Here is a 24,016-nt window from a genome sequence, read left to right as displayed (position 1 = left end):
TGTCCGGGCAGCCGCATCCGCGGTGAATCGATTCGGATTGGGCGCCCGGCCGGGTGAACTGGCGCGGGTTGGCGATGACCCGCGCGGCTGGTTGCGCGCGCAGCTGAGCGGAAGCGACGTCGGGACGGCGTTCGCCGGACTGCCGACCAGCGCGGCCTACCTCGGCCAGTACTACGACCTGCTCCGCGCGCGCCGCGACGCGCGCAAGGCCGCGTCCGGCGTGGAGGCCGCGCCGGACGCGGTGCCCGCCCCCGCACAGCGCCGCTTCCGGCGTCAGTTGGTACAGGAGGCTGTGTTGCGCCAGCAGGTGGCGGCGCGCAGCACGCAAGGGTTCGCGGAGCGCATCGTGCGCTTCTGGTCGAACCATTTCGCCATTTCGGTGGATAAGCGCATCGCGGCGGCATTCGCCGCACCGATGGAGCGCGAAGCCATCCGCCCGCACGCGTTCGGCCGGTTTGCCGACCTGCTGCTGGCGGTGGAGCGTCATCCCGGCATGCTGCTCTACCTCGACAACGCGCAGTCGATCGGCGAGGACTCCCGCCTGGGCCAGCGTTCGGCACGCCGCGCCGCGCGCCGGCCGGACGCGCGCAAGCGCGGCCTGAACGAGAACCTCGCGCGCGAGATCCTGGAGCTGCACACGCTGGGTGTGGACGGCGGCTACACGCAGGCGGACGTCGGCGAGCTGGCCCGCGCGCTGACCGGCTGGAGCGTGCCGGGGCCGCGCGAGGAGATCACCGACGGGCAGGCGTCCGTGTTCCGCGCGGAGGCCCATGAGCCGGGCGTGCGCACCGTCTTCGGCAAGGCCTACCGCGATGCCGGCGCAGGGCAGGCCGAGGCGATCCTGCGCGACCTCGCGGTGCATCCGGCGACGGCGCGGCACCTGGCCTTCAAGCTGGCCCGGCATTGCGTGGCCGATGTGCCGCCGCCGGCGCTGGTGGCGCGCATGGCGCGGGCCTATCTGGACAGCGACGGCGCGCTGCCGGCGCTGTATGCCGCGATGATCGACGACGACGCGGCGTGGGGTGAGGACGCCCGCAAGTTCAAGACGCCCGACGATTTCCTGCTGTCGGCGCTGCGCGCCACCGCGCTGGACGGCGATGCGGACGTCCGGCTGGCCCTGCAGCTGCAGGCGCAGCTGGGGCAACCCCTGTTCCAGCCGCGGTCGCCTGCCGGGTTCGGTGACATTGCCGATGACTGGGGTGGGCCGGATGCCCTGTTCAAGCGTGTACAGGCGGCGCAGGCGCTGGCCGAGCGTGCCGCCGTGGCGTCGCCGGCAGCGCTGGGCGCGGACGTGTTGGGCGACGGGCTGGCTGCCGACGCCGCGCTGGCGCTGCGGCGCGCCGAATCCGCCCAGCAGGGCGTTGCCCTGCTGCTGGCCAGTCCCGTTTTCCAGTGGAGGTGCTGACGATGGCGCTCGATCGACGGGGATTCCTGGGTATGGGGGCGGCGGCGCTGGCCGCGGCGGCACTGCCGCGGTTCGCGGTGGCTGCCACGTCGCTGCGGGATACGCGCTTCCTGCTGGTGCTGCTGCGCGGCGGTATGGATGGCCTGCACGCGCTGCAGCCGATCGGCGATCCGGCATTCGCGGCGTTGCGCGGGGCGTTTGCCAACGCGCCGGGTGAACCCGCCTTGCGGCGGCTGGATGGCGATTTCGCCCTGCATGGCCATCTGTCCGGGATGGCCGATCTGTACGGGCGCGGCCAGCTGCTGCCGGTGGTGGCGGTGGCGCCGCCGTACCGGCAGCGTTCGCATTTCGAAGCGCAGGACTGCGTGGAAAACGGCACCCGCGGCGGGGGCGGCGCGCAGGGCTGGCTGAATCGCTGCGTGGCCGCTATGCCGGGGGCATCGGGACTGGCCGTTGCCGCGGTGATGCCGCTGGCGATGCGTGGCGGCGGCCGCGTGTCCACCTGGTCGCCGCCCTTGCCGGACGGCGTGGATCCCATCCTGTGGCAGCGCCTGCAGGCCCTGTACGCCGAAGACCCCCAGCTGGCGCCGACGTTTGCCCAGATCGACGCCGGCATGGAGGGCACGCCGGATCCCATGGGCGCGCGCGGCGCGGGCCCGCGGCTGGCGCAATCGATGGCCGCGGCGGCACGCTTCCTGTCCGCGGCGGACGGGCCGCGGATCGGCTTCGTGGAAGATACCGGCTGGGACACCCACAACAACCAGCGCGGCGTGCTGGGCCGCAAGCTGTCGGAGCTGGACGCCGGGCTGCGCGCGTTCCGCGAGGGAGCGCAGCCGATCTGGAACAACGTGGTAGTGGCGATCGTCACCGAGTTCGGTCGCACCGCAGCCATCAACGGCACCGCCGGCACCGACCACGGCACCGGGGGCGTGGCCTTCCTTGCCGGTGGCGCGGTGCAGGGCGGCCGCATCGCCGGCGACTGGCCCGGCCTCGGCCGCACGCAGCTCAACGATGGCCGCGACCTGCGCGCCACCACCGACATGCGCGGGCTGTTCAAGGGCGTGCTGCGCGATCATCTGCACTTGCCGGAGGACGCGCTGGCGCGGGTGTTCCCGGACAGCGGCGACGTGGCACCCATGGCCGGCTTGGTGCGTCGCGCCTGACCGCATTCGCAACGTGATCACGTTATCCTCCGGTAGCACGGCACCACGCCGTGTTCACTCACCGGGGATCACACATGGACCAGAACGACACCGTTGCTACGCCGCCGCCGTCGCCCGTGGCGGGCACCCCTTCCAAGGACGAACGCCAGTGGGCGATGTTCGCCCATCTCTCCGCGCTGCTCGGCGGCCTGCTGACCTCCGCCTTCGGCGGCTGGGGTTTCTTCATCGGCCCGCTGGTGATCTGGCTGATGAAGAAGGACGAGATGCCTTTTGTTGCCGACCAGGCGAAGGAAGCGCTCAACTTCAACATCACCGTTTCGGCGATCTTCCTCATCCTGCTGGTGCTGACCGTGGTGACCCTGGGCATCGGGATCCTGATCTCGGGGCCGCTGATGCTGGTGGTGGGGATCGGTGCGCTGGTGCTGATCATCCTGGCGGCGATCAAGGCCAACGAGGGCGTGGCGTACCGCTACCCGCTCACCGTGCGCCTGATCAAGTAAGCGCAACCGCGTCATGCCGCGACAAGCCCGAGCCTGTCCCGGGCTTGTCCGTTTCCGGCGCCGGATTCGATCCGCGCCAACGCCTCTTCGTCGCATGCGGCCCGGTTTCGTCGCAGGCGGTCTTGCATTGCCTCGCGGCGCCGCCATCCTTGACCCAAGCCGGAACGGGTTCCGGCGGGAGACAAGAATGGAAACCGTGCAGGTGCAGACGCTGTCCTCGACCCAGCACGACCGCCTGTGGGCGGCCAGCGCCCATGGCGGCGCCCTGCTGCTGGCCTTCCTGACCAGCTGGAGCGCCGGCATCGCCGGGATGCTGGCGGCGCTGGTGGTCTACTTGGTCAAGCGGGGTGATTCGGAATTCGCCGCGACGCATGCGCGCGAAGCGTTCAACTTCAACCTGACGATGTTCCTGCTGGCCTGCGCGCTGGTCATCGTGGGCGGGCTGCTGGTGGGGGCGACGGTGCTGACGCTGGGCCTGGGGGCCATCGTGACCCTGCCAGCGGGCCTGCTGCTTGTCGTACTGGCGGTGGCCGTGGCGGCCAGCTGGCTGGTGTGCAGCGTGATGGCCACGGTGAAGGCGTTGAACGGCGAGCCCTACCGCTATCCCTTCACGCTGCGTCTGTTGTAGCTCCGCGGCAGTACGGAACAGGCCGGGCAAGCCCGGCCTGTTTTCTGCGTGTTGCCAGGCGGGGCGACCGATCAGCGGTCGCGCTCGACCACCTGCCTTGCCAGAGCCTCCAGCGCGCGGGTGTCGGCGTCCAGCGCCGCCAAGGCGTCGCGCATGGTCGCTGCCAGCGTTGCCAGCCGCGTGCGGCTGGCGTCCACGCCCAGCAGCGCGGGGAAGGTGGCCTTGTCCTGCGCCGCATCCTTGCCGGCGGTCTTGCCGAGGGTGGCGGCATCGCCCTCGATGTCCAGCAGATCGTCCTTGATCTGGAAGGCAAGACCCAGCGCGTCGGCGTAGGTGTCCAGCGCCTGTCGCTGCGCGGGCAAGGCGTCCCCGGCCAGGGCACCCAGGCGCACCGCGCAGCGCAACAGCGCGCCGGTCTTCAGCGCGTGCAGGCGTTCAAGGTCGGCCAACTGGAAGGTGGCGTCGCTTGCGCGGGTGCTGCCCCAGTTGCCCGTCGCATCGATGTCCAGCGCCTGGCCGCCGCACATGCCCGCCACGCCGGCGGCACGCGCCAGCTCGGCCAGCATCGCCACGCGCGTCTCGGCCGGCAGCGCGGCAGCGGCGAGGACATCGAAGGCCAATGCCTGCAGGGCGTCGCCGGCAAGGATGGCGGTGGCTTCATCGAAGGCGACATGCACGGTGGGCTGCCCGCGGCGCAGGGCATCGTCGTCCATCGCCGGCAGATCGTCGTGGACGAGGGAATAGCAGTGCACCAGTTCGACTGCGACCGCGGCGGCGTCCAGCTTGGCTGCATCGGCCCCCAGCGCGACGCCGGTGGCGTAGACCAGCAGCGGGCGCACGCGCTTGCCGCCGTTCAGCACGCCGTGGCGCATCGCCGCGTGCAGACGCTGCGGCGCCAGGGCGGGATCGGGCAGGGCATCGAGCAGCGCGGCGTCAAGGCGCGCGCGCCAACCCGCGAACGACGGCTCAGCCATCGTCGCCGAGGTCGAACGCGCGTGCGTCGTCCGGCCGCGCCGGGTCACTGAGCAGGCGCACGCGCAGTTCCGCCTGCTCCAGCGCGCCCTGGCAGCGGCGGTACAGGCCGACGCCGCGCTCGTAGGCGGCCAGCGATTCCTCCAGGGTCATATCGCCGGCCTCCATGCGGCCGACCAGTTCCTCCAGCGCCTGCATCGATTGTTCGAAGTCAGCGACGGGGGAGACGTCCTGCGGGGCGGGTTTCTTGGCCATGGCGCAAGTTTACGCCAGGTGCGTCCATGCCAGCCGCGCGCCGCGCGCGTCCAGCCACTGGGCCAGCGGTGCGGCCAGCAGGGTGTCGCCGGCGGCCAGCAGCGTGCCATCGGCGGCGGAGAGCAGCGGCAGCCGGTCGCGCTGCCACGGCGGCAGGTCGGCGGCCTGCAGCAGGTGCTTGAGGGTGTGCGAATGCGCGCGGCCCGGCAGGCGCAGGCGTTCGCCGCCGCGGCGCGCGTGGACGCGCAGGGGCGTGTCGAACGCGTCCGCACCGGTCAGTTGCAGCGTGTCGCCGGTGGGCAGCCGCAACGGTGTGCGGCCGTTCCACTCGGTCTGCCATTGCGGCGGCAGTGACGGGCGCTGCCAGTCGGCATGCAGCAGATCCCGCCAGCGTTGGATGCGCACGCCGTGCCAGTCAAAGCGTGCCCGTGTATCGCGCGGTGCGGGAAGCAGCATATGTTCGATGCCTGCAATGCCGTTCGCGGGCAGCGGTGGCAGCCCGAGATCGGCGATCCAGCGGCGCAGCACGCGCGCGCGTCGCGGCGCGGACAGGGCAAGCAGGGCGTCGATTGCAAGCTGCTGCGGCGCCCGCCGCGCACTTGCCAATGCAGTGGCGTCTTCCGCTGCCAGCAGATCCGCGCCTTCGGCACACAGCGCGGCGCTGCGCGCCAGTTGGGAGGCGGCCTGTGGCCAGCGCTGCCGCAGCAGGGGCATCACCCGATGGCGCAGATAGGCCCGGTCGAACGCCGTGTCGACATTGTCCGGGTCATGCACCCAGCGCAGTGCGTGCTGCCGGGCGTAATCGGCCAGCCAGGCGCGCGGCAGCCCCAGCAGGGGCCGCCAGAGCCAGCCACGTGCATATCTGCGCCACGGCCGCATCGCTGCCAGCCCCTCCACGCCTGCACTACGCAGGGCGCGCAGGAGTAGGGTTTCGGCCTGGTCGTCGGCGTGGTGCGCCAGGGCCAGGATCTCGTCTTCGGCCAATACCCGCGCGAAGGCGGCATGGCGTGCCTGCCGCGCCGCGCCTTCCAGGCCAAGCGGGCTGTCACGCTCGACCTGCACCGGCAGGACGAGCAACGGAATATCCCAGTCTGCGCAGACCTGCCGGCAGTGATCCACCCAGGCGTCGGCCTGCGGATGCAGGCCGTGGTGGATGTGCACTGCGCGCAGGCCCTGCTGGCGCAGTTGCGCATCCTGGGCGAGCAGATGCAGCAGCACGGAAGAATCCATGCCGCCGCTGTAGCCCACCAGCACCGGCCCGGGACGTTGGGCGGGTTGCCAGTGTGGGTGGAAGGTAGAAATGGGCATGGGGGGGGATGGAAACGCCGCGCCGGCTGGCGCGGCGTCAAGGCACTTACTCGGCGTCGATGCGGATACCGCCGACAAAGCCGGCCGCGAGGTTGTACAGGAACGCCTGGATCACCCCGCCGATGAACCCGAAGACCCCATACAGGATCGGCATGATGATCAGCCCCGTGAGCCCACCGGCAAACGCGCCGCCATAGCCGTGCCCCATCGCTGCCCCCAGCATGGCGCCAAACAGACTGCCAAAGACGAACATCAGGATTCCGGCCAGCAGGCCGAGCATGGCCGAGATGATGGCTGCGACCTTGCCTGCGGACAACACATCGATACGCTTGATGATCATCGATAACTCCCCCGGTGACACCGGCGGTTTGCCGGCGTCTGGACTCTAGCAAAGGCAGTGGGCGAGGCAGATGCAGTGACCGCACGCCTCGCCACGTCGGCAGGCGCCGAGCAGGGAGGGTTGGCCCGCGACCCCATCGCGCAGGCGATTACGTCACGCATGTCGTATTCGGACATCCGTGGATCACTGCCTGTGCGGGCAGGCCCGGAGTGGGCGCTTCCTCAATGCGTCTCGTAGGCGCCGTAACTGCGCAGGCGCTGGTAGCGGCGTTGCAGCAGGGTGTCGATGGGCACGCCTTCCAGTGCATCCAGCTCGTTCAGCAGCACGGCTTTCAGGCGCCTGGCCATCTGTACCGGGTTGCGGTGGGCACCGCCGATCGGTTCGCGCACGACTTTGTCGATCAGACCCAGTTCTTTCAGCCGGCGGGCGGTCAGGCCAAGCTGTTCGGCCGCGTCCTTGGCCTTGGCGGCATCGCGCCACAGGATGGAGGCGCAGCCTTCCGGGCTGATGACGGAGTAGGTGCTGTATTCCAGCATCAGGGTGCGATCGCCGACGCCGATCGCCAGCGCGCCGCCGCTGCCGCCTTCGCCGATCACCGTGCATACGATCGGCACGCGCAGTTCGGCCATTTCCAGCAGGTTGCGGGCGATAGCCTCGGATTGGCCGCGTTCTTCGGCATCAATGCCGGGCCAGGCGCCCGGGGTGTCGATGAAGGTGAGAATCGGCAGGCCGAAGCGCTCGGCCAGCTTGAACAGCCGCAGCGCCTTGCGGTAGCCCTCCGGCTTGGGCATGCCGAAGTTGCGCCGGACCTTGGTTTTGGTGTCGCGGCCTTTCTCGTGGCCGACCACCAGCAGCGCCCGCCCGTCGATGCGGGCCAGCCCGCCCACGATGGCGGGGTCGTCGGCGAAAGCGCGGTCGCCGGCCAGTTCCTGGAACTCATCGCAGATCACCCGCAGATAATCCAGCGTGTAGGGCCGTTGCGGATGGCGGGCCAGCTGCGAGACCTGCCACGGGGTCAGGTCGCGGAAGATGGTCGCGGTGCGCTTGCGCAGCTTTTCCTGCAGCGCGTGCACTTCGGCGTCGATGTTGACCGCCGGGGCGCTGCTGGCCTGGCGCAGCTCCTGGATTTTGGTCTCCAGGTCCGCGATGGGCTGCTCGAAATCGAGGTAGTTCGGGTTCATCCTGCCGAGTTTATCCCAGCCGGGCCACCGTACCGAGCCGGACGGAGCGGCTTAGCCGCCCGCAGCCCAGGGCCGGGCCAATTGCACGTGAACGGTGCTCACGCCGGGCAGGCTGCGCAACAGCCCGGGCAGGCCGGCGTCCACCCGCAGGCCGCGGCCCCCGTCCAGGACCAGGCGGCCGATCCCGGCGGTGGTGGCTGCCTCCAGCAGCACCGGTGTCGGCCCGGCATGCGTCTTGAGGATCTGCTCGAACTGCGGCAGTGCGCCGGGGACCCGCAGGTCGATGCGGATCGAGATGCGTTGTGCCTGCTGGTTGCAGATCTGCGCGAAGTCCCAGCAGCGGGTGGCGCGCAGCGCGAAGCCGCCGTTGAACTCGTCCTCGCGCAGACCGCCCTCCACCACCAGGATGCGGTCGCGGGTCAACAGCGGCGCGAACTCCTGCCATTGCTCGTTGAAGAAGCCGCATTCCACCCGCCCGCGGCCATCCTCCAGCAGAACGAAGGCCTGGGAGTCGCCGCGCTTGCGAATACCGACCACCTGGCCGGCCACCACGGTCTGCACCATCGGACGCCAGCTGCGACCTTCCTGTGGGCGATTGCTGCGCGAGCCGGCCTCCCAGATCGCGTCCAGCGCGGACAGGTCGTGGCCGACCAGCTTCTGCACGTCCTCGCGGTACGGGTCCATCGGGTGGCCGCTGAGATAATGGCCCAGCGTGTCGCGCTCGCCCTGCAGCCGCTGTGCCAGCGGCCACTCGGTGGTTTCCGGCAGCTCCACCCGGATCTCGCTGCCACCGCCGCCCGCGCCGAACATGTCGTACATGCCCGCGTCGCGGTTGCGGGCCATCTGGTCGGTGGCTTTCAGCGCCTCCGGCAGTTGCAGCATCAGCGAGGCGCGATTGACGGCCAACGCGTCCATCGCGCCGGCATGGATCAGTGCTTCCAGCGTGCGCTTGTTGAGGCCTGCGGCGGATACGCGCTGGCAGAAGTCCAGCAGGTCCTTGAACGTGCCGCCCGAGGCGCGTGCCGCGACGATCGCCTCGCACACGCCCTGGCCCACGCCTTTCACCGCGCCCAGGCCGTAGCGGACGGTATCCGGGGCGGTGGCCTCGAACATGTAGGCGGAGGCGTTCACGTCCGGCGGCAGTACGGTCAGGCCGAGGCCGCGGGCCTCGTCCAGAAAGGCCACCACCTTCTCGGTCTTGTCCATGTCGCTGGACAGCGTGGCCGCCATGAACTCGGCCGGGTAGTGCTTCTTCAGCCAGGCGGTCTGGTAGGCGACCAGCGAGTACGCGGCGGCGTGCGACTTGTTGAAGCCGTAGCCGGCGAACTTCTCCATCAGGTCGAAGATTTCATCCGCCTTGCGCTCATCCACCCCGTTGCGGGCCGCGCCCTCGCGGAACAGCTGGCGGTGCTTGGCCATCTCCGCCGGGATCTTCTTGCCCATCGCCCGACGCAGCAGGTCGGCGCCGCCCAGCGAGTAGCCGCCGACGATCTGCGCCATCTGCATGACCTGCTCCTGGTAGACCATGATGCCGTAGGTCTCCTGGAGCATGTCCCGGGTGCGCGGATCGGGGTAGTCGAACTCCTCGGTGCCGTGCTTGCGCGCCACGAACGACGGGATCATCTCCATCGGGCCGGGCCGGTACAGCGCGTTCAGTGCGATCAGGTCCTCGAAGCGGTCCGGGCGGGCGTCCTTCAGGGCGCGCCGCATGCCGGCGGATTCGAACTGGAACACCGAGCCGGTGTTGCCGTTGGCGAACACGTCGCGGTAGACGCTGGCGTCGTCCAGCGGGATGGTGGCGATGTCCACCGGCTCGGCCCCTTCGCGCGCACGGCGCGCGTTGATGGCCTTGACCGCCCAGTCGATGATGGTCAGCGTGCGCAGGCCGAGGAAGTCGAACTTCACCAGGCCAACGGCTTCGACGTCGTCCTTGTCGAACTGGGTGACCGGGTTCTTGCCCAGCGTGCCGTGGTCGTGTTCGGCAAACAGCGGGCAGAAATCAGACAGCGGCGACGGCGCGATCACCACGCCGCCCGCGTGCTTGCCGGCGTTGCGGGTCAGGTCCTCCAGCTGCAGGGCCAGGTCCACCAGGTCGCGGACGTCGTCCTCGGTCTGGTAGCGCTGGATCAGCTCGGGCGAGGCCATCTCGCCGTCCATGCCGCCCTTGCCCTTGCCCATCGCGTCTTTCAGCGAGATGCCCAGGATGTTGGGGATGAGCTTGGCGATGCCGTCCACCATGCCGTAGCCGAAGCCCAGCACGCGGCCGGTGTCGCGCAGCACCGCCTTGGCCGCCATGGTGCCGTAGGTGATGATCTGGCTGACGCGGTCGCGGCCGTACTTGCGCGCGACGTACTCGATCACCTCGTCGCGCCGGTCCATGCAGAAGTCGATGTCGAAGTCCGGCATCGACACGCGTTCCGGGTTGAGGAAGCGCTCGAACAGCAGGTTGTAGGGCAGCGGGTCGAGGTCGGTGATCTGCAGCGCCCACGCCACCAGCGAGCCGGCACCGGAGCCGCGGCCGGGGCCGATCGGGATACCTTGCTGCTTACCCCACTGGATGAAGTCAGCCACGATCAGGAAGTAGCCGGGGAAGCCCATCTTGCAGATGGTGTCCAGCTCGAATTCCAGCCGGGCGTCGTAGTCTTCGCGGGTCTTGCCGGGTGCCAGTGGATGACGGGCCAGCCGCGCGTCCAGCCCTTCGCGCGCCTGCTTGCGGATCCAGCTTTCCAGTGTCTCGTCGGACGGCACCGGGTAGGCGGGCAGGAAGTAGGTGCCCAGCTGCAGCTGGATGTTGCAGCGCTGCGCGAGTGCCACGGTGTTGTCGAGTGCGTCCGGCACGTCGGCGAACAGCGTGGCCATCTCGTCGGCCGAGCGCAGGTATTGCTGGGCGCTGTAGTCGCGCGGCCGGCGCGGGTCGTCCAGGGTGCGTCCGCTGGCGATGCACACCCGTGCCTCGTGGGCGTCGAAACCGGCGGCATCGAGAAAGCGCACGTCGTTGCTGGCCACCACCGGCAGGCCCAGCTTGGCGGAGGCGTGCAGGGCGAAGCGGTTGAACGCCTCCTCGCCGTCGCGACCGGTGCGGGTCAGCTCCAGATGCAGGTCCTCGCCGAACACCCGCCGCCATTCGGCCAGCTGCGCCTCGGCGACGTCGTGCCGGTTGGCCAGCGCCAGCCGGCCGGCCAGGCTCTGGCGGCCGGCGATCGCGAACAGCCCGGCGTGATCCTCGCGCAGCCATTCCGGTTCGATCGCCACGCAGTCGCCGCGCTGGCCCTCCAACCAGGCCCGGCTGAGCAGGCGCGACAGGCTGAGGTAGCCGGTGCGGTCGCGGCACAACAAGGTAAGCAGCGAGGGGGCATCGCCACCATCGGCCACCAGCACGTCGGCACCGGCGATGGGCTTGATGCCCACGCTCTCGGCCGCTTTGTAGAACTTCACCAGCGCGAACAGGTTGTTGCGGTCGGTGACGGCCAATGCCGGAAGCTGCAGTTCCACCGCGCGGCTGAGCAGGTTGGGCCGGTCGCCGGCTTTTTCCGGGCGCGCATAGTCGGGCTTCTCGGGCACGCGGATGGTGGAATCCACGAGCGAGAACTCGGTATGCAGGTGCAGGTGGACGAAGCGTGCGGGCATCGCAGGGTCGCGTGTTGAAGCCGCAGGGTAGGGCCGGGGGGCGTGGCCGGCAAGGCTTGACAGGGGCGCGATGTCCGCCCGCCTCAGGGGAATCCGGGCAGAACGGCTTGCACTGGCGTTGCCGCCAACGCGGCGCGGACAGGAGCGAAGCTGCGCCGATGCTGCGGGCAGGGCCCATGGCGGCGCAGCGCGTCCAGATGGGCCGGGCTGGGGTAGCCCTTGTGGCGGTCGAAGCCGTACTGCGGATACTGCGCGTGCAGATCCCGCATGCGCGCATCGCGGGCGACCTTGGCGAGGATCGAGGCCGCCATGATGCTGCGGTCGCGGGCATCGCCGCCCACCCAGGCCTCGGCCGGGCAGGGCAGGTCCTTCGGCAGGCGGTTGCCGTCGATGCGCGCGCAGTCCGCGGCGTGGGCCACGCCCAGCAGGGCCTCACGCATGCCGTGCATCGTGGCCTGGAAGATGTTGCGGCGGTCGATCTCGTCGGCCTCGACGAACACGATCTTCCACGCCAGCGCACGCTCCAGGATGCGCGGATAGAGCTGTTCGCGCTTGCGCTCGGTGAGCGCCTTGGAATCGTCCAGTCCATTGATCGGCGTGCGGCCCGGAGGAAACACCACAGCGGCCACCACCAGCGGGCCTGCCAGGGGGCCGCGTCCGGCTTCGTCGATTCCGGCGATGCGCAGGCTCATCGCGATTGCAGCACCTCGGCGATGGCGTCGGCGGCGCGCTGCGAGGCGTCGCGGCGCAGGATTTCATGCAGGGCCAAAAAGCGTGGCTGCAGTGCGGCCCCCGCCTCGGCATCGCGGAACCACCGCAGCAGCGCGGCGTGCAGCTTGTCCGGCGTGCAGTCGTCCTGCAGCAGTTCGGGGATCAGGGCTTCGCCGGCCAGCACGTTCGGCAGGCTGACGTGGGGCGACTTCAGCAGCCCGAACAGCCGGACGATGCGGTAGGTGAGCGGCGCGATGCGGTGGCCCACCACCATCGGCCGCTTGCACAGCATGGCTTCCAGCGCGGCGGTGCCGGACGCGAGCAGCACGGCATCGCCGGCGATCATGATCTGCTGGGCCTGGCCGTCGACGACACGGAACGCGGGCGCATCGCCAAGGAGGTCATCGATGGCGGCGCGGCACTGCGCGTTCGCGGCCGGCACCAGCACCCGCAGGCCGGGCACGTCCAGCGCCAGCCGGCGGGCGGCCTCGGCGAAGTCGGGCAGCATGCGACGGATTTCGCCCAGCCGGCTCCCGGGCAGCAGCGCCAGGACCGGCGCATCGCCGGGTACGCCGAGCGCGGCGCGCGCGGCGGCGCGGTCGGGATGCAGCGGGATCGCATCGGCCAGCGGGTGGCCGATGAATGTGGCATCCACGCCGTGCTTCGCGTAGATCGGGGGCTCCATCGGGAACAGGCAGAGCACGCGATCGGCGCTTTCGCCGATCTTCGCCGCGCGGTGTTCCCGCCACGCCCAGACCGAGGGGCTGACGTCGTGGACGGTGCGCACGCCGCGTTGTTTCAGCCAGCGCTCCACGCCCAGGTTGAAGTCGGGGGCGTCGATGCCGATGAACACGTCGGGCTTCCACTCCAGTACGCGCTGGCGGAAGGCCTTGCGCAGCTTCAGCAGGCGCGGCAGGTGCGTCAGCACCTCGGCCAGCCCCATCACCGCCAGTTCGCTGGCATCCCACCAGGTGTCCACGCCAGCGGCGCGCATGCCATCAGCGCCGATTCCGGCGAACTGTGCATCCGGAAAACGTTCGCGCAAGGCCCCGACCAGGCCGGCGCCAAGCTGGTCGCCGGAGGTTTCGCCGGCGCAGAGCGCGATACGTGGCGTCATGGGCAGTTTCGCTTCGGGGTCGCGTCGCTGCGGCGGCAAGGGGGCATCCGGATGCATTCGCTTACACGAGCGCACTCCACGTTATCCGCTTTATCGGGACGCGCCCCTGCCCCCGCCGTGGCGCGGGTTGTGTTGCGCCTTGCAGCTACGTCCCTTCTTGCGGCAAGCCCGGCCAGACTCACCGCAGCAACGGCCGCTCGCCGGCGTCGATGAACTCGAGGAATGCGCGTACATCGTCGCTGGTGGTGGCGATCCCGGCGATCTCCGCCTTGGCCTCGTCCAGCTTCGCCTCACCCATGTACAGCGCGCGGTAGGCGCGCTTGATCGCGGCGATGCGGGGGGCGTCGAAGCCGCGGCGCTTCAGGCCTTCGGCATTGATGCCGCGCGGGCGCGCGTACTTTTCCTGCGCCACCATCAGGTAGGGCGGCACGTCGCCGTTGACGAAGGCGCCCATGCCGATGAAGGCGTGGGCGCCGATCCGGCAGAACTGATGGACCCCGGCAAAGCCGCTGAGGATGACGTGATTGCCTACGCTCACATGGCCTGCGAGTGTGGCGTTGTTGGAAAACACGCAGTCGTCACCGACGATGCAATCGTGCGCGATATGGCAGTAGGCCAGAATCCAGTTGCGGCTGCCGACGCGGGTGATGCCGCCGCCGTCGCCGGTGCCGCGGTTGATGGTGACGAACTCGCGGATCACGTTGCCGTCGCCGATCTCCAGCGCCACCCGTTCGCCGCGGTATTTCTTGTCCTGCGGCTCGCCACCGATGGCGGCATGGCCGTGGATCACATTGTCGCGGCCGATCCGGGTGGGGCCATCGATGATGCAGTGCGGGCCGATCCGGGTGCCATCGCCGATTTCCACGGCATCGCCGATCACCGCATAAGCCCCCACTTCCACGCCCGCACCCAGGCGGGCGCCGGGATGGATGACAGCGGTGCGATGAATGAGGCCGGTATCCATTTTGGGGGTCAGTTGCGCGCAGCCGCGCACAGGATTTCGGCACAGGCAGCCTGCTCGCCGTCCACGCGGGCGATGCCGGCGTATTGGGCCATGTTGCGGATGCGGCGCTTGAGCACCACCTCCAGCTCCAGCCGGTCACCCGGCACCACCATGCGGGTGAACTTGGCGTTATCCACCTTGACCAGATAGAAGATCTGGCCGTCACCGGCGCCCGGGTCGCGCGAGAGCTGGGTCAGCAGCCCGCCCGCCTGGGCCAGGGCTTCCACCACCAGCACGCCCGGCATCACCTTGTGGCCGGGGAAGTGGCCGTTGAAGAAAGGCTCGTTGTAGCTGACGTTCTTGTAGGCCAGCACGCGCGTGTCCTTTTCGAACTCGACCACGCGATCGACCAGCAGGAACGGATAGCGGTGCGGGAGCAGATGCTCGATCTCGCTGCTGGTGACCGGCAGTTGCACGGGGGCGGATGCATCGTTCATTCGTAATCCTTGCCGCCGTCCGGGCTGCGCCGGGCGATGCGGTCGAGTTGCTTGAAGCGGGCGGCACTCTTGCGCCAGCTGCGATTGTCCATCAACGGCGTGCCCGAAGAATACTCGCCGGGCTGGCGGATGGCGTGGGTGACCAGCGACATCGCGGTGACCACCACGCGGTCGCAGACTTCCAGGTGGCCCAGGATGCCGGCGCCGCCGCCGATCAGGCAGTACCGGCCGATCCTGGCACTGCCGGCCACCGCGGAGCAGCCGGCCATGGCCGTATGCGCGCCGATGTGGACGTTGTGGCCGATCTGGATCTGGTTGTCCAGGCGCACGTCCTCTTCCAGCACGGTATCGCCCAGCGCGCCGCGGTCGATGGTGGTATTGGCGCCGATTTCGCAATCGTCGCCGATCACCACGCCGCCCAGCTGTGGCACGTTGATCCAGTGGCCTGCGTCCATCGCCAGGCCAAAGCCCGCTGCGCCCAGGACCGCGCCGGGCAGGATCCGCACCCGCTTGCCCAGGCGGACGCGGGTCAGCAGCGTCACCCGCGCCTGCAGCTCGCAATCCTCGCCGACTTCGCAATCCTCGCCGATCACGCAGCCCGGACCGATGACCGCCCCGGCATGGACGCGGCTACGGGCGCCGATGCTGGCGTGCGGGCCGATGCTGGCCGCCGGATCGACGATGGCCGCCGGATCGACGAACGCCGTCGGGTGGATGCCCGGGGCGTGCGAAGGCTTGCGCTCGAACAGGGCGGCGATGCGGGCAAACGCCACGTACGGATCGCGCGCAATCAGCGCGGTGCCCGCCACCCCTTCGGCATCATCGGCGCGCACCACGACCACGCCGGCCCGGGTGTTGGCCAACTGGTTGCGGTAGCGCGGGTTGGCGAGAAAAGCCAGCTGCGCCGGGCCGGCATCGGCCAGCGTGCCGACGCCATCCACGGTGCGGTCGGGGCCACGCAGGCCCAACCCGAAGCGCGTGGCAAGCTCGGACGCGGTGTACGTCGGCAGGCTCATGCCGTCGCTCGGGTCAGAGCTGGCCGCCGAAGTTGAACTGCAGGCGCTCGATCTGGTCGCCGTCCTTCTTGCGCAGCGGCAGCGCATAGCTGATCGACAGCGGGCCCATCGGCGAGCGCCACAGCAGCGCCACGCCCGCCGAGGCGCGCAGCTCGCTGGCGCTGAAATTGTTGTAGCCGTTGTAGACGTTGCCAAAGTCGAGGAACGCGGAAACGCGCGCCGACGGGCTGTCGAACAGCTTGGGGAAGATCGTCTCCACCGAGCCGGCCACCAGCACCGAACCGCCGAGTGGCTGGCGATAGCCGAAGTTGGAGGTGTAGACCGGGCCCAGCGTGTTGTCCATGAAGCCGCGCACCCTGCCGCTGGAGGCGATGCCGCCCGCATAGAAGTTCTCGAAGAAAGGCAGGCCGCTGGCGGTGACTGTCTTCTTGTAGTCGGGCGAGCTGGTCAGGCACGGGTCGGTGCCGGCCGGGCCCGGGACATAGGTATCGCCGATGCCGTCGTTGTTGGTGTCGATCAGGGTCGGTGCGGTGAAGCAGATGTTGCGGGTGAAGGTCTTGCCGTAGGAGTCGCCATACCCCAGGTTCAACGCGGTCTTGAGCACCAGTGCCTGGCTCAACGGCCAGTACTTGGACACGTCGTACTGCAGCTTGAAGTATTCGACGGTGGAACCGGGCAGGGCGATTTCCGCCGAAATGCTCTGGGTCCCGCCAACCACGGGCGTGAAGTAGTTGTTGCGGGTATCCCGTCCCCAACCGATCTGCGCGCGCCAGCTGTGGAAGGTGCGTTGACCGACCGCGTTGATGTAGTCCACCAGCGGTGTCGGGGTGGAGCCCTCGAAGGCCAGGATTTCGTTTCTATCCACGCCCAGCATCAGCGAAATCGAGTCGCTTTCGCTGAGCGGCACCCCAAGCAATACCTGGAAGGCGCCGCTGTTGGTGGAGTACTGGGCGACGTTGAAGCTGGAGTAGTCAAACTCGCGCCACCACAGGTTGTAGCCTAACGACACGCCGCCGTCGGTGAAATAGGGATTTACGAACGAGAAATCGTAGCGTTTCTGGTAGCTGCTGCGGGTAACCGCGGTGGAGAGGCGGTTACCGGTGCCCAGGAAATTGTTTTCGGACAGCTGCAGCGACAGGTTCACGCCGGACAGCTGCGAGTAGCCGACGCCGGCGGAGATGCTGCCGGAAGTGGTTTCCTTGACCGTGTACACCACGTCCACCTGGTCGTCGGTGCCCGGTACCGGTTCGTTATCGACGCTGACTTCCTCGAAATAGCCCAGGCGGTCCAGGCGAACCTTGCCGCGGTCGATCGCCGCCTGCGAGTACCAGCTGCCCTCGAACTGGCGCATTTCGCGGCGCAGCACCACGTCAGCGGTGCGGGTATTGCCCTTGAACACGATCCGGCGCACGTTAACGCGTGGGCCGGGCTGGACCTGGAAATCCACCGCCACGGTGCGCTTGTCACGGTCGATGGCCGGCACCGGGTTCACCCGCGCGAACGCATAACCGATGTTGGCCAGGCGTGCAGTGATCGCATTGGTGGCCAGCTCCAGCAGGCTGCGCGAGAACACGTTGCCAGGCTTGATGAAGCCGACCATTGTCTCGATCTCGGCCTTGGGCAGGATGGTCTCGCCGGACACGGTGATGTCCGCGAAGTTGTAGGCCTGGCCTTCGCTGATGCCGGCGGTGAGGAACATGTCCTTGCGGTCGGCGCTGATCGCGACCTGGGTGGACTCCAGGTTGAAGTCCACGAAACCGCGATCGAGGTACCAGGAATTCAGCTTCTCGATGTCGCCGGAGAGCTTCTCGCGCGAGTACTGGTCGTCGCGCTTGTACCAGCTCAGCCAGTTGCTGGTGTGCGACTCCCAGGCCTTGGTGATGTCCTTTTCGGCGAACGTTTCGTTGCCCACCAGGTTGATGTGGCGGATCTTGGCAGCCTTGCCTTCCTTGATGTTGATGGTCAGGTTGACGCGGTTGCGATCCAGCCGTTCCGCCGTGGGCGTGATCTGCACGTTGTACTTGCCGCGGTTGTTGTACTGGCGGGTCAACTCCTGGGTGACGCGGTCCAGGTTGAGCGGGTTGAAGGTCTCGCCCTCGGCCAGGCCGATTTCCTTCAGGCCCTTGGTCAGGTCCTCGGTCTTGAGATCCTTGTTGCCGCTGATGGTCAGCTTGTTGATCGCCGGGCGTTCGACCACGGTGATCACTAGGATGCCGCCCTGGCGGTCCAACCGGACGTCCTGGAAGAAGCCGGTCTTGTAGAGCGCGCGCAGCGCTTCCGCGGCCTTGCCCTGGTCCAGGGTGTCGCCGCGCTCCACCGGAAGGTAGGTGAACACGGTGCCGGCGCCGATGCGCTGCAGGCCGTCGATGCGGATGTCGCTGACCGTGAAGGGCGTCAGGGCCGTCTGGCCCCAGGCCGGCAGCGAGAGCGCCGAGGCAAGGGCAAGGGTAAGCAGGCGGCGGGGCAAGGGTCGGGTCATTCGGAACATCCTGTTTTTTCGAGCTGCCTGGTCCGGCCTCGCGTGGGCAAGGCCATGTCGGGGGGAGCCGGCGCGGTGGGCGGCATCGGCGGTGTTGCGGCGGGTCACGACACCAGGTGCAGGATGTCGTTGTAGAACGCCAAGCCCATCAACCCTGCGATCATCGCAAGGCCGATGTACTGGCCAACGGCCAGCGCCCGCTCGCCCAGGGGGCGGCGGATGACCAGCTCGATAAGGTAATACAGCAGGTGACCCCCGTCCAAGACGGGGATGGGCAGCAGGTTGATCAACGCCAGGCTGACCGACAGCAGGGCCAGGAAGTTCAGGAACCAGGCCGGCCCGCGCTGGGCAAAGTCGTTGGCGGCCCGGGCGATGGTCAGCGGGCCGGATACCGTGTTCTGCACCGAAACCTGGCCGGAGACGGCGCGGCCGATCATCCCGATCAACTGCCTGACCTGGAAACCGGTCTCGCGCACGGCGGCCGGAATGGCGGCCAGTGGCGACAGCCGCAGCACGGCATCGTGCGGAGGGGTGCCAGCGGCCGCGTTGGTGATGCCCAGAATCCAGTGGGGCTGGCCGCCATCGCCGGCAATACGCTTGGGCGTCAGCTCCAGCGCCAGGCGTTCGCCGTCGCGTTCCACCTCGACCATGCCCGGACCACCGCGCTCGCCCAGCCGTGCGACCAGTGGCGCGATGTCCTCGAAGCTGGAGACAGGGTGGGCATCGATGGCGGTGATGCGATCCCCTTCGGCCAGCTTGCCCCAGGCCGGCGTGCCCTCGCCCACGCTGCCCACCAGCGCCGGCAGCAGCAGGTGGCGCGGCACCAGGCCGATCCCGGCGAGTGCGCGCAGCTCATCCGTGTCGCGGGGCAAGCGCTGCAGCGGCAGCTGGCGGTCGATCCTGCCCCCTTCTGCGCGCTGCACCTGCAGCGTGACCGGCTGGCGATCCAGCGCGGCCACCGACAGCGCCATGCCCAGCTCGCTCCAGGTCGGTGTCTGCCGTTCGCCCACGGCCAGGATGCGGTCGCCCGGTTGCAAGCCGGCCTCGGCGGCGATGCCGCGGGCCACCCCGACCACCGGCGCATAGTCGGGCCGTCCGATCACCAGCATGGCCCAGAGCAGGCCGAACGCCAGCAGCAGGTTGGCCAGCGGCCCGGCCGCGACGATCGCCATCCGCTGCAGGACGGGCTTGCGGTTGAAGGCCAGCGGCAGCTGGTGTGCGGGAACCTCGCCCTCGCGCTCGTCCAGCATCCGCACGTAGCCGCCCAGCGGAATCGCGGCGATGACGTACTCGGTGCCGTCCTTGCCGTGCCACGACCACAGCGGCTTGCCGAAGCCCACCGAGAACCGCAGCACTTTCACGCCGCAGCGGCGCGCCACCCAGAAGTGGCCGAATTCATGGAAGGTCACCAGCACGCCCAGGGCGACCAGCAACCACCACAGGGAACCGAGGAACGTGCTCATGAATGGCCGGCAGGGAGGGGCAAGGTGGCAATGCGGTTCCGGGCGATGTCACGCGCCCTGGCATCCGCCGCCAGCAGCGTTTGCAGTGTGTCGGCGGGCTGCGGTGGCATGGCGTCGAGCGTCGCGGATACGGTGTCGGGGATGTCCAGAAAAGCGATCCGGCCCTGAAGGAAGGCTGAAACCGCCTCTTCGTTGGCGGCGTTGAGCACGGCGGGCGCGGTGCCGCCCGCCGCCATCGCGGCGAAGGCAAGTGCCAGGCAAGGGAAGGCCGCAAGGTCCGGCGCTTCGAAGTCGAGCCTGCCGCCCTGCGCCAGCAGGTCCAGCGCGCCAACGCCGGAGGCGATCCGGCGCGGCCAGCCCAGCCCCACCGCCAGTGCGGTGCGCATGTCCGGCAACCCCAGTTGCGCAAGCGTGCTGCCATCGGCGAAGTCCACCAGCGAATGCACCAGCGACTGCGGATGCACCAGCACGCGGATGGCATCGGCCGGCACTGCGAACAGGTGGTGGGCCTCGATGACCTCCAGGCCCTTGTTCATCAGGGTGGCGGAGTCGACGGAAATTTTGGGCCCCATCGACCATTTGGGATGCGCGACGGCCTGCGCCGGCGTGACCGCCGACAGTGCGGTACGGGTCCAGCCGCGGAACGGCCCGCCAGAGGCGGTCAGGGTGATGCGTGCCGGCGGATTGCCGTCGGCCAGGCACTGGAAGATCGCGTTGTGCTCGCTGTCGATCGGCACGATGGTGGCGTCGTGCGCGCGGGCCTCCCGCATCAACAGCTCGCCGGCCAGCACCAGCGATTCCTTGTTCGCCAGTAGCAGGCGCTTGCCGGCGCGGGCGGCTGCCAGGGTGGACGGCAGGCCGGCGGCACCGACGATCGCGGCCACCACCGTGTCGCAGGCGTCGCCCGCCACCAGTGCGTCCAGCGCCTCGCCGCCGGCGTGCGCCTGCGTGGGCAGGCCGGCCGCGCGCAGGCCGTCGCGCAGGGCGGCGTAGCCGGCGGGATCGGCCACCACCGCGTGCTCGGGGCGATGCGCGTGGCATAGCGCCAGCAGCGCCTCGACATTGCGCCCGGCGGCCAGCACGCTGGCGCGCAAAGCGTCCGGATGGCGTGCGATGACGTCCAGCGCGGACGTGCCGATGGAACCGGTAGCGCCCAGAACTGCGACCCGTTGCATGGTCAGAATCCCAGCCAGATCTTGCCGAGGGCGAACACCGGCAACGCCGCCAGCACGCTGTCGATCCGGTCCAGCACGCCGCCGTGGCCGGGGATCAGCGTGCCGGAGTCCTTGGCGCCGGCATGGCGCTTGAGCAGGCTTTCCAGCAGGTCGCCTGCCACCGAGAACAGCACGGTGAACGCTGCCACCAGTGCCACCGCAGGCAGCTGGCCCGGACGCGCGCCGATCAGCAGCGCACCGATGACGCCAATCACCATGGCGAGGCCAACGCCGCCGGCGACGCCTTCCAGGGTCTTGTTGGGGCTGATCCGAGGTGCCAGCTTGCGGCCGCCGAACCACTGGCCGCCGAACCGGCGCCCCGTGAAATACGCGCCGCTGTCGGCGGCCCATACCAGCGCCAGCGCCAGCAGCAGCCAGCGGTGCCCGTGGGGCGTACTGGCATGGATCAGGCCCAGTGCGCACCAGGCCGGCACCACCGCCGCGGTACCGGCGGCAAGCTTGAAGATCCGTGCGTTGCTGTCGTGGTGGGAGGCGAAGTCATAATGGCGCAGCCACAGCAGGGCCAGCAGCCACCATGCGACCCCCAGCACCACGGCCAGTTGGAACAGCGGCAAGGAGCCGGCGTGCGGCGAGCGCGACCCCCAGACCAGGGCGACCATCAGGGCGAGGTTGCAGGTCAGCAGGATGCTGCGCGCCAGCGTGTCGTCGATGCCGGCCAGTTTCAGCCACTCCCACAGTGCAGCCAGGAACACTACCGCACTGAGCAGCATCAGCCAGGCGGTGGGCAACAGCAGGACGGCGCCGATGGCGGCCGGGGCCATGACCAGGGCGGCCAGGATGCGGGTCTTGGTCACGTTGGTCCTCCGGGTGCGGGATGGCCCACCTGAGCGCTGGTCAGACCGAAGCGGCGTTCGCGTCGCGCGTAATCATCCAGCGCGGCCTGCAGCACCGCCGCGTCGACGTCGGGCCACAGTGCATCGGTGAACCAGAGTTCGGTATAGGCAAGTTGCCACAGCAGGAAATTGCTGATCCGCAATTCGCCGCCGGTGCGGATGAAGAGGTCGGGCGCAGGCAGGTCGGCCAGTGCCATGTGGCGCCCCAGCGCGCGCTCGTCGATCTGCCCGGGACGCAGGCGCCCCGCTGCGACCTCCTCGGCCAGCGCGCGCGCGGCGTGGACGATGTCCTGGCGGCCGCCGTAGCTGGCGGCGATGTTCAGGTGCAGGCGGGTGTTGCCGGCGGTCAGGGTTTCGGCGGCCTGCATCCGCGCCAGCAGCCGATCGTCGAAGCGTCCACGCTCGCCGATGAAGCGCAGCCGCGCGCCCAACCGGTGCAATTCCTCCACTTCCCGCTCCAGTGCGCCGAGGAACAGCTTCATCAGGCCGCCAACCTCCTCGGCCGGGCGGTTCCAGTTCTCGCTGGAGAACGCGAACAGCGTCAGTGCGCCGATCCCTTTCTGCAGGCAGAACTCCACGCTGCGCTTCACCGCGCGGGCACCTGCGCGGTGCCCGACAAGGCGGGGGCGGTGGCGCTGCTGGGCCCAGCGGCCGTTGCCGTCCATGACGATGGCGACATGGCGCGGCACGTCGCCGCTGGCGGCAGGCACAGGCACGGTGTCCCCGGGGACGGTCATGCCGTTCAACGCGGCTGCCCGCACCCGGGCGGAGCGATGGAGTCGTTTGCCACCGCGGTCAAACCGCCATCAGCTCGGCTTCCTTGGCCTTGACCACCTCGTCCACGTCCTTGATCGCGGCGTCGGTGATCTTCTGGATCTCGGCCTCGGTCCGCGCGCTCTCGTCCTCGGTGATCTGCTTGTCCTTCAGCAATTCCTTCACCTGATGGTTGGCGTCGCGGCGGATATTGCGGATGGCCACCTTGGCATCCTCGCCCTCGCCGTGCACCACTTTGCCCAAGTCGCGACGACGTTCCTCGGTGAGCGCGGGCAGGTTCAGGCGGATGGTGGTGCCGGCGGTGTTCGGGGTCAGGCCCAGATCGGAGGCCAGGATGGCTTTCTCGATGGCGCCGACCACGGTCTTGTCCCACGGCGTGATGACCAGCGAGCGGGCGTCCGCCACCGACACGCTGGCCACCTGGGACAGCGGCACTTCGCTGCCGTAGGCGACCACCCGGATCGTGTCCACCAGGCCGGTGGAAGCGCGGCCGGTGCGGATCTTGACCAGGTTGTGGCGCAGCGCCTCGATGCTCTTGGCCATGCGGGCCTGCGCGTCTTTCTTGATCTCGTTCAGCATCGACTAGCTCCGGGGATTGGATAACCACCGGATTATAAGCGAGCGGAGGCGGCGTCAGTCGTGCGTATGGACGTGCTGCGGGTCGGTCGATGGCGCCTGCGGGCACTGGTGGGTGGCATCCTCATCGCGTTCGACCTGCAGGGTGGGGTGGTTGATACCGAAACGGTCGTCCAGCTCCCGGGTCAGACGTTCGATGAAGGCATCCTGCCCGTCGTCGGCCCGGCGTACGAGGTGCGCGGTCAGGGCGATCCCGCCCGCACCCAGCGACCAGATGTGCAGGTGGTGTACCGAGGACACCCCGGATTGGGCGGCCAGCCATGCCTGGACTTCGCTCCGGTCGATCCCGCGCGGAACCGCGTCCATCGCCGCATCGAAGGCGTCACGCAGCAGGCCAAACGCGCTGAAGGCCACCACGACGGCCACCAGCAGTGCGGTGGCCGGGTCCAGCCAGACCCAGCCCAGCCACCAGATGCCGGCGCCGGCCAGCACCGCCGCCAGCGATACCGCGGCGTCGGCCACCAGGTGCAGGAAAGCGCCGCGGCGGTTGAGGTCGTCCGCATGCCCGCCCCGGACCAGCCACGCGGCGCCGAGGTTGATGGCGATGCCGATCACCGCCACGACCATCACCGGTATGCCTGGGACCTCGGGGGGGTGCGCGAACCGCCGGACCGCTTCCCAAGCCAGCGCGCCAGAGAACGTGACCAGCAGCATCGCATTGGCCAGCGGCGAAAGCAGGGTGGCGCGGCGCCAGCCGTAGGTATGCCGGCTGCTGGGCGGGCGCTTGGCCAGCGCGGCCGCGCCCCAGGCAAGCCCCAGGCCAAGCACGTCGCCGAAGTTGTGCAGTGCGTCCGACAGCAATGCCAGCGAGTCGGTTGCAATGCCGTAGCCCGCTTCCAGCGCGGTGTAGGCCAGGTTGATCAGGGTCACCCAGGCGAACGCGCGGGTACTGTCGTGGTGGTGTGCGTGCATGTGGAAAGCGTGCCCGCGCGC

Annotated in this window: 22 protein-coding genes; 4 read left to right on the top strand and 18 right to left on the bottom strand. The window is 69.2% G+C overall.

Going from position 1 to position 24,016, the window contains the following annotated elements:
• Window positions 1-22: 22 nt before the first annotated feature.
• The 4 genes from ACK4SG_RS02625 to ACK4SG_RS02610 all read left to right on the top strand — a co-directional run bounded on the left by ACK4SG_RS02625 (window position 23) and on the right by ACK4SG_RS02610 (window position 3,696).
• Complete coding sequence (locus tag ACK4SG_RS02625; protein WP_409599398.1) at window positions 23-1,405, top strand: DUF1800 family protein; 1,383 nt, start codon at window positions 23-25, stop codon at window positions 1,403-1,405.
• Between the two features lie 2 nt (window positions 1,406-1,407).
• The gene (locus tag ACK4SG_RS02620; protein WP_409599396.1) at window positions 1,408-2,568 is read left to right on the top strand and encodes a DUF1501 domain-containing protein; all 1,161 of its coding nucleotides are present in this window, start codon (window positions 1,408-1,410) and stop codon (window positions 2,566-2,568) included.
• A 74-nt stretch (window positions 2,569-2,642) separates the two neighbouring features.
• The gene (locus tag ACK4SG_RS02615) at window positions 2,643-3,068 is read left to right on the top strand and encodes a DUF4870 domain-containing protein (RefSeq protein WP_409599394.1); all 426 of its coding nucleotides are present in this window, start codon (window positions 2,643-2,645) and stop codon (window positions 3,066-3,068) included.
• A 187-nt stretch (window positions 3,069-3,255) separates the two neighbouring features.
• The gene (locus ACK4SG_RS02610; protein WP_409599392.1) at window positions 3,256-3,696 is read left to right on the top strand and encodes a DUF4870 domain-containing protein; all 441 of its coding nucleotides are present in this window, start codon (window positions 3,256-3,258) and stop codon (window positions 3,694-3,696) included.
• A 71-nt stretch (window positions 3,697-3,767) separates the two neighbouring features.
• On the opposite strand, the gene ACK4SG_RS02605 is transcribed toward ACK4SG_RS02610, so the two are convergent.
• From ACK4SG_RS02605 to ACK4SG_RS02520, 18 genes are all read right to left on the bottom strand, one after another.
• Window positions 3,768-4,670, bottom strand: coding sequence for a polyprenyl synthetase family protein (locus ACK4SG_RS02605; RefSeq protein ID WP_409599390.1), 903 nt, complete (start codon window positions 4,668-4,670; stop codon window positions 3,768-3,770).
• Window positions 4,663-4,923, bottom strand: coding sequence for an exodeoxyribonuclease VII small subunit (locus tag ACK4SG_RS02600; protein WP_409599388.1), 261 nt, complete (start codon window positions 4,921-4,923; stop codon window positions 4,663-4,665). The genes ACK4SG_RS02605 and ACK4SG_RS02600 overlap by 8 nt, the downstream gene beginning before the upstream one ends.
• A 9-nt stretch (window positions 4,924-4,932) precedes the next feature.
• Window positions 4,933-6,225, bottom strand: a complete 1,293-nt coding sequence (gene tilS / locus ACK4SG_RS02595; protein WP_409599717.1) for a tRNA lysidine(34) synthetase TilS — start codon at window positions 6,223-6,225, stop codon at window positions 4,933-4,935.
• Window positions 6,226-6,277: 52 nt separating this feature from the next.
• Window positions 6,278-6,571 carry a hypothetical protein gene (locus ACK4SG_RS02590; protein WP_409599386.1) on the bottom strand — a complete coding sequence of 98 codons (294 nt, stop codon included), beginning with the start codon at window positions 6,569-6,571 and terminating at the stop codon, window positions 6,278-6,280.
• A gap of 221 nt (window positions 6,572-6,792) precedes the next feature.
• Window positions 6,793-7,752: an acetyl-CoA carboxylase carboxyltransferase subunit alpha gene (locus tag ACK4SG_RS02585; protein WP_409599384.1), complete on the bottom strand. Its 960-nt coding sequence runs from the start codon at window positions 7,750-7,752 to the stop codon at window positions 6,793-6,795.
• Window positions 7,753-7,803: 51 nt separating this feature from the next.
• Window positions 7,804-11,379 carry a DNA polymerase III subunit alpha gene (dnaE, locus tag ACK4SG_RS02580; protein ID WP_409599382.1) on the bottom strand — a complete coding sequence of 1,192 codons (3,576 nt, stop codon included), beginning with the start codon at window positions 11,377-11,379 and terminating at the stop codon, window positions 7,804-7,806.
• An 83-nt stretch (window positions 11,380-11,462) separates the two neighbouring features.
• Complete coding sequence (locus ACK4SG_RS02575; protein ID WP_409599380.1) at window positions 11,463-12,071, bottom strand: ribonuclease HII; 609 nt, start codon at window positions 12,069-12,071, stop codon at window positions 11,463-11,465.
• On the bottom strand, window positions 12,068-13,264 hold the full coding sequence (lpxB, locus tag ACK4SG_RS02570) for a lipid-A-disaccharide synthase (RefSeq protein WP_409599378.1): 1,197 nt from the start codon (window positions 13,262-13,264) through the stop codon (window positions 12,068-12,070). Before lpxB ends, ACK4SG_RS02575 begins: the two co-directional genes overlap by 4 nt.
• Window positions 13,265-13,385: 121 nt before the next feature.
• A complete protein-coding gene (gene lpxA / locus ACK4SG_RS02565; protein WP_409599376.1) occupies window positions 13,386-14,171 on the bottom strand; it encodes an acyl-ACP--UDP-N-acetylglucosamine O-acyltransferase in 786 nt (261 codons plus the stop codon).
• A gap of 8 nt (window positions 14,172-14,179) precedes the next feature.
• The gene (fabZ, locus tag ACK4SG_RS02560; protein ID WP_409599374.1) at window positions 14,180-14,647 is read right to left on the bottom strand and encodes a 3-hydroxyacyl-ACP dehydratase FabZ; all 468 of its coding nucleotides are present in this window, start codon (window positions 14,645-14,647) and stop codon (window positions 14,180-14,182) included.
• Entirely contained in the window at window positions 14,644-15,663 is a 1,020-nt protein-coding gene (lpxD, locus tag ACK4SG_RS02555; RefSeq protein ID WP_409599372.1) for a UDP-3-O-(3-hydroxymyristoyl)glucosamine N-acyltransferase, read from the bottom strand. Before lpxD ends, fabZ begins: the two co-directional genes overlap by 4 nt.
• A gap of 13 nt (window positions 15,664-15,676) precedes the next feature.
• Entirely contained in the window at window positions 15,677-18,142 is a 2,466-nt protein-coding gene (gene bamA / locus ACK4SG_RS02550) for an outer membrane protein assembly factor BamA (protein WP_409599370.1), read from the bottom strand.
• A gap of 104 nt (window positions 18,143-18,246) precedes the next feature.
• On the bottom strand, window positions 18,247-19,605 hold the full coding sequence (gene rseP / locus ACK4SG_RS02545; RefSeq protein ID WP_409599368.1) for an RIP metalloprotease RseP: 1,359 nt from the start codon (window positions 19,603-19,605) through the stop codon (window positions 18,247-18,249).
• Window positions 19,602-20,780, bottom strand: a complete 1,179-nt coding sequence (dxr, locus tag ACK4SG_RS02540) for a 1-deoxy-D-xylulose-5-phosphate reductoisomerase (protein WP_409599366.1) — start codon at window positions 20,778-20,780, stop codon at window positions 19,602-19,604. The genes rseP and dxr overlap by 4 nt, the downstream gene beginning before the upstream one ends.
• 2 nt (window positions 20,781-20,782) lie before the next feature.
• Entirely contained in the window at window positions 20,783-21,634 is an 852-nt protein-coding gene (locus ACK4SG_RS02535; protein WP_409599364.1) for a phosphatidate cytidylyltransferase, read from the bottom strand.
• Window positions 21,631-22,410, bottom strand: a complete 780-nt coding sequence (uppS, locus tag ACK4SG_RS02530) for a polyprenyl diphosphate synthase (protein ID WP_409599362.1) — start codon at window positions 22,408-22,410, stop codon at window positions 21,631-21,633. Before uppS ends, ACK4SG_RS02535 begins: the two co-directional genes overlap by 4 nt.
• Before the next feature lie 58 nt (window positions 22,411-22,468).
• Window positions 22,469-23,026 (bottom strand): ribosome recycling factor, encoded by a 558-nt coding sequence (gene frr, locus ACK4SG_RS02525; protein WP_409599360.1) that lies wholly within the window; start codon window positions 23,024-23,026, stop codon window positions 22,469-22,471.
• A gap of 54 nt (window positions 23,027-23,080) precedes the next feature.
• On the bottom strand, window positions 23,081-23,995 hold the full coding sequence (locus ACK4SG_RS02520; RefSeq protein WP_409599358.1) for a cation diffusion facilitator family transporter: 915 nt from the start codon (window positions 23,993-23,995) through the stop codon (window positions 23,081-23,083).
• Window positions 23,996-24,016 lie beyond the last annotated feature (21 nt).

This window comes from Thermomonas sp. (assembly GCF_046293095.1).
In the GTDB taxonomy this organism is placed as follows: domain Bacteria; phylum Pseudomonadota; class Gammaproteobacteria; order Xanthomonadales; family Xanthomonadaceae; genus Thermomonas.
This window is presented reverse-complemented; position numbering and strand designations above follow the sequence as displayed.

Bases quoted from the DNA above. Each gene is read 5' to 3' on its own strand.
- ACK4SG_RS02620 (WP_409599396.1), top strand. From the start codon at position 1,408: ATGGCGCTCGATCGACGGGGATTCCTGGGTATGGGGGCGGCGGCGCTG.
- ACK4SG_RS02615 (WP_409599394.1), top strand. From the start codon at position 2,643: ATGGACCAGAACGACACCGTTGCTACGCCGCCGCCGTCGCCCGTGGCG.
- ACK4SG_RS02610 (WP_409599392.1), top strand. From the start codon at position 3,256: ATGGAAACCGTGCAGGTGCAGACGCTGTCCTCGACCCAGCACGACCGC.
- ACK4SG_RS02605 (WP_409599390.1), bottom strand. From the start codon at position 4,670: ATGGCTGAGCCGTCGTTCGCGGGTTGGCGCGCGCGCCTTGACGCCGCG.
- ACK4SG_RS02600 (WP_409599388.1), bottom strand. From the start codon at position 4,923: ATGGCCAAGAAACCCGCCCCGCAGGACGTCTCCCCCGTCGCTGACTTC.
- ACK4SG_RS02590 (WP_409599386.1), bottom strand. From the start codon at position 6,571: ATGATCATCAAGCGTATCGATGTGTTGTCCGCAGGCAAGGTCGCAGCC.
- ACK4SG_RS02585 (WP_409599384.1), bottom strand. From the start codon at position 7,752: ATGAACCCGAACTACCTCGATTTCGAGCAGCCCATCGCGGACCTGGAG.
- dnaE (WP_409599382.1), bottom strand. From the start codon at position 11,379: ATGCCCGCACGCTTCGTCCACCTGCACCTGCATACCGAGTTCTCGCTC.
- ACK4SG_RS02575 (WP_409599380.1), bottom strand. From the start codon at position 12,071: ATGAGCCTGCGCATCGCCGGAATCGACGAAGCCGGACGCGGCCCCCTG.
- lpxB (WP_409599378.1), bottom strand. From the start codon at position 13,264: ATGCATCCGGATGCCCCCTTGCCGCCGCAGCGACGCGACCCCGAAGCG.
- lpxA (WP_409599376.1), bottom strand. From the start codon at position 14,171: ATGGATACCGGCCTCATTCATCGCACCGCTGTCATCCATCCCGGCGCC.
- fabZ (WP_409599374.1), bottom strand. From the start codon at position 14,647: ATGAACGATGCATCCGCCCCCGTGCAACTGCCGGTCACCAGCAGCGAG.
- lpxD (WP_409599372.1), bottom strand. From the start codon at position 15,663: ATGAGCCTGCCGACGTACACCGCGTCCGAGCTTGCCACGCGCTTCGGG.
- bamA (WP_409599370.1), bottom strand. From the start codon at position 18,142: ATGACCCGACCCTTGCCCCGCCGCCTGCTTACCCTTGCCCTTGCCTCG.
- rseP (WP_409599368.1), bottom strand. From the start codon at position 19,605: ATGAGCACGTTCCTCGGTTCCCTGTGGTGGTTGCTGGTCGCCCTGGGC.
- dxr (WP_409599366.1), bottom strand. From the start codon at position 20,780: ATGCAACGGGTCGCAGTTCTGGGCGCTACCGGTTCCATCGGCACGTCC.
- uppS (WP_409599362.1), bottom strand. From the start codon at position 22,410: ATGACCGTCCCCGGGGACACCGTGCCTGTGCCTGCCGCCAGCGGCGAC.
- frr (WP_409599360.1), bottom strand. From the start codon at position 23,026: ATGCTGAACGAGATCAAGAAAGACGCGCAGGCCCGCATGGCCAAGAGC.
- ACK4SG_RS02520 (WP_409599358.1), bottom strand. From the start codon at position 23,995: ATGCACGCACACCACCACGACAGTACCCGCGCGTTCGCCTGGGTGACC.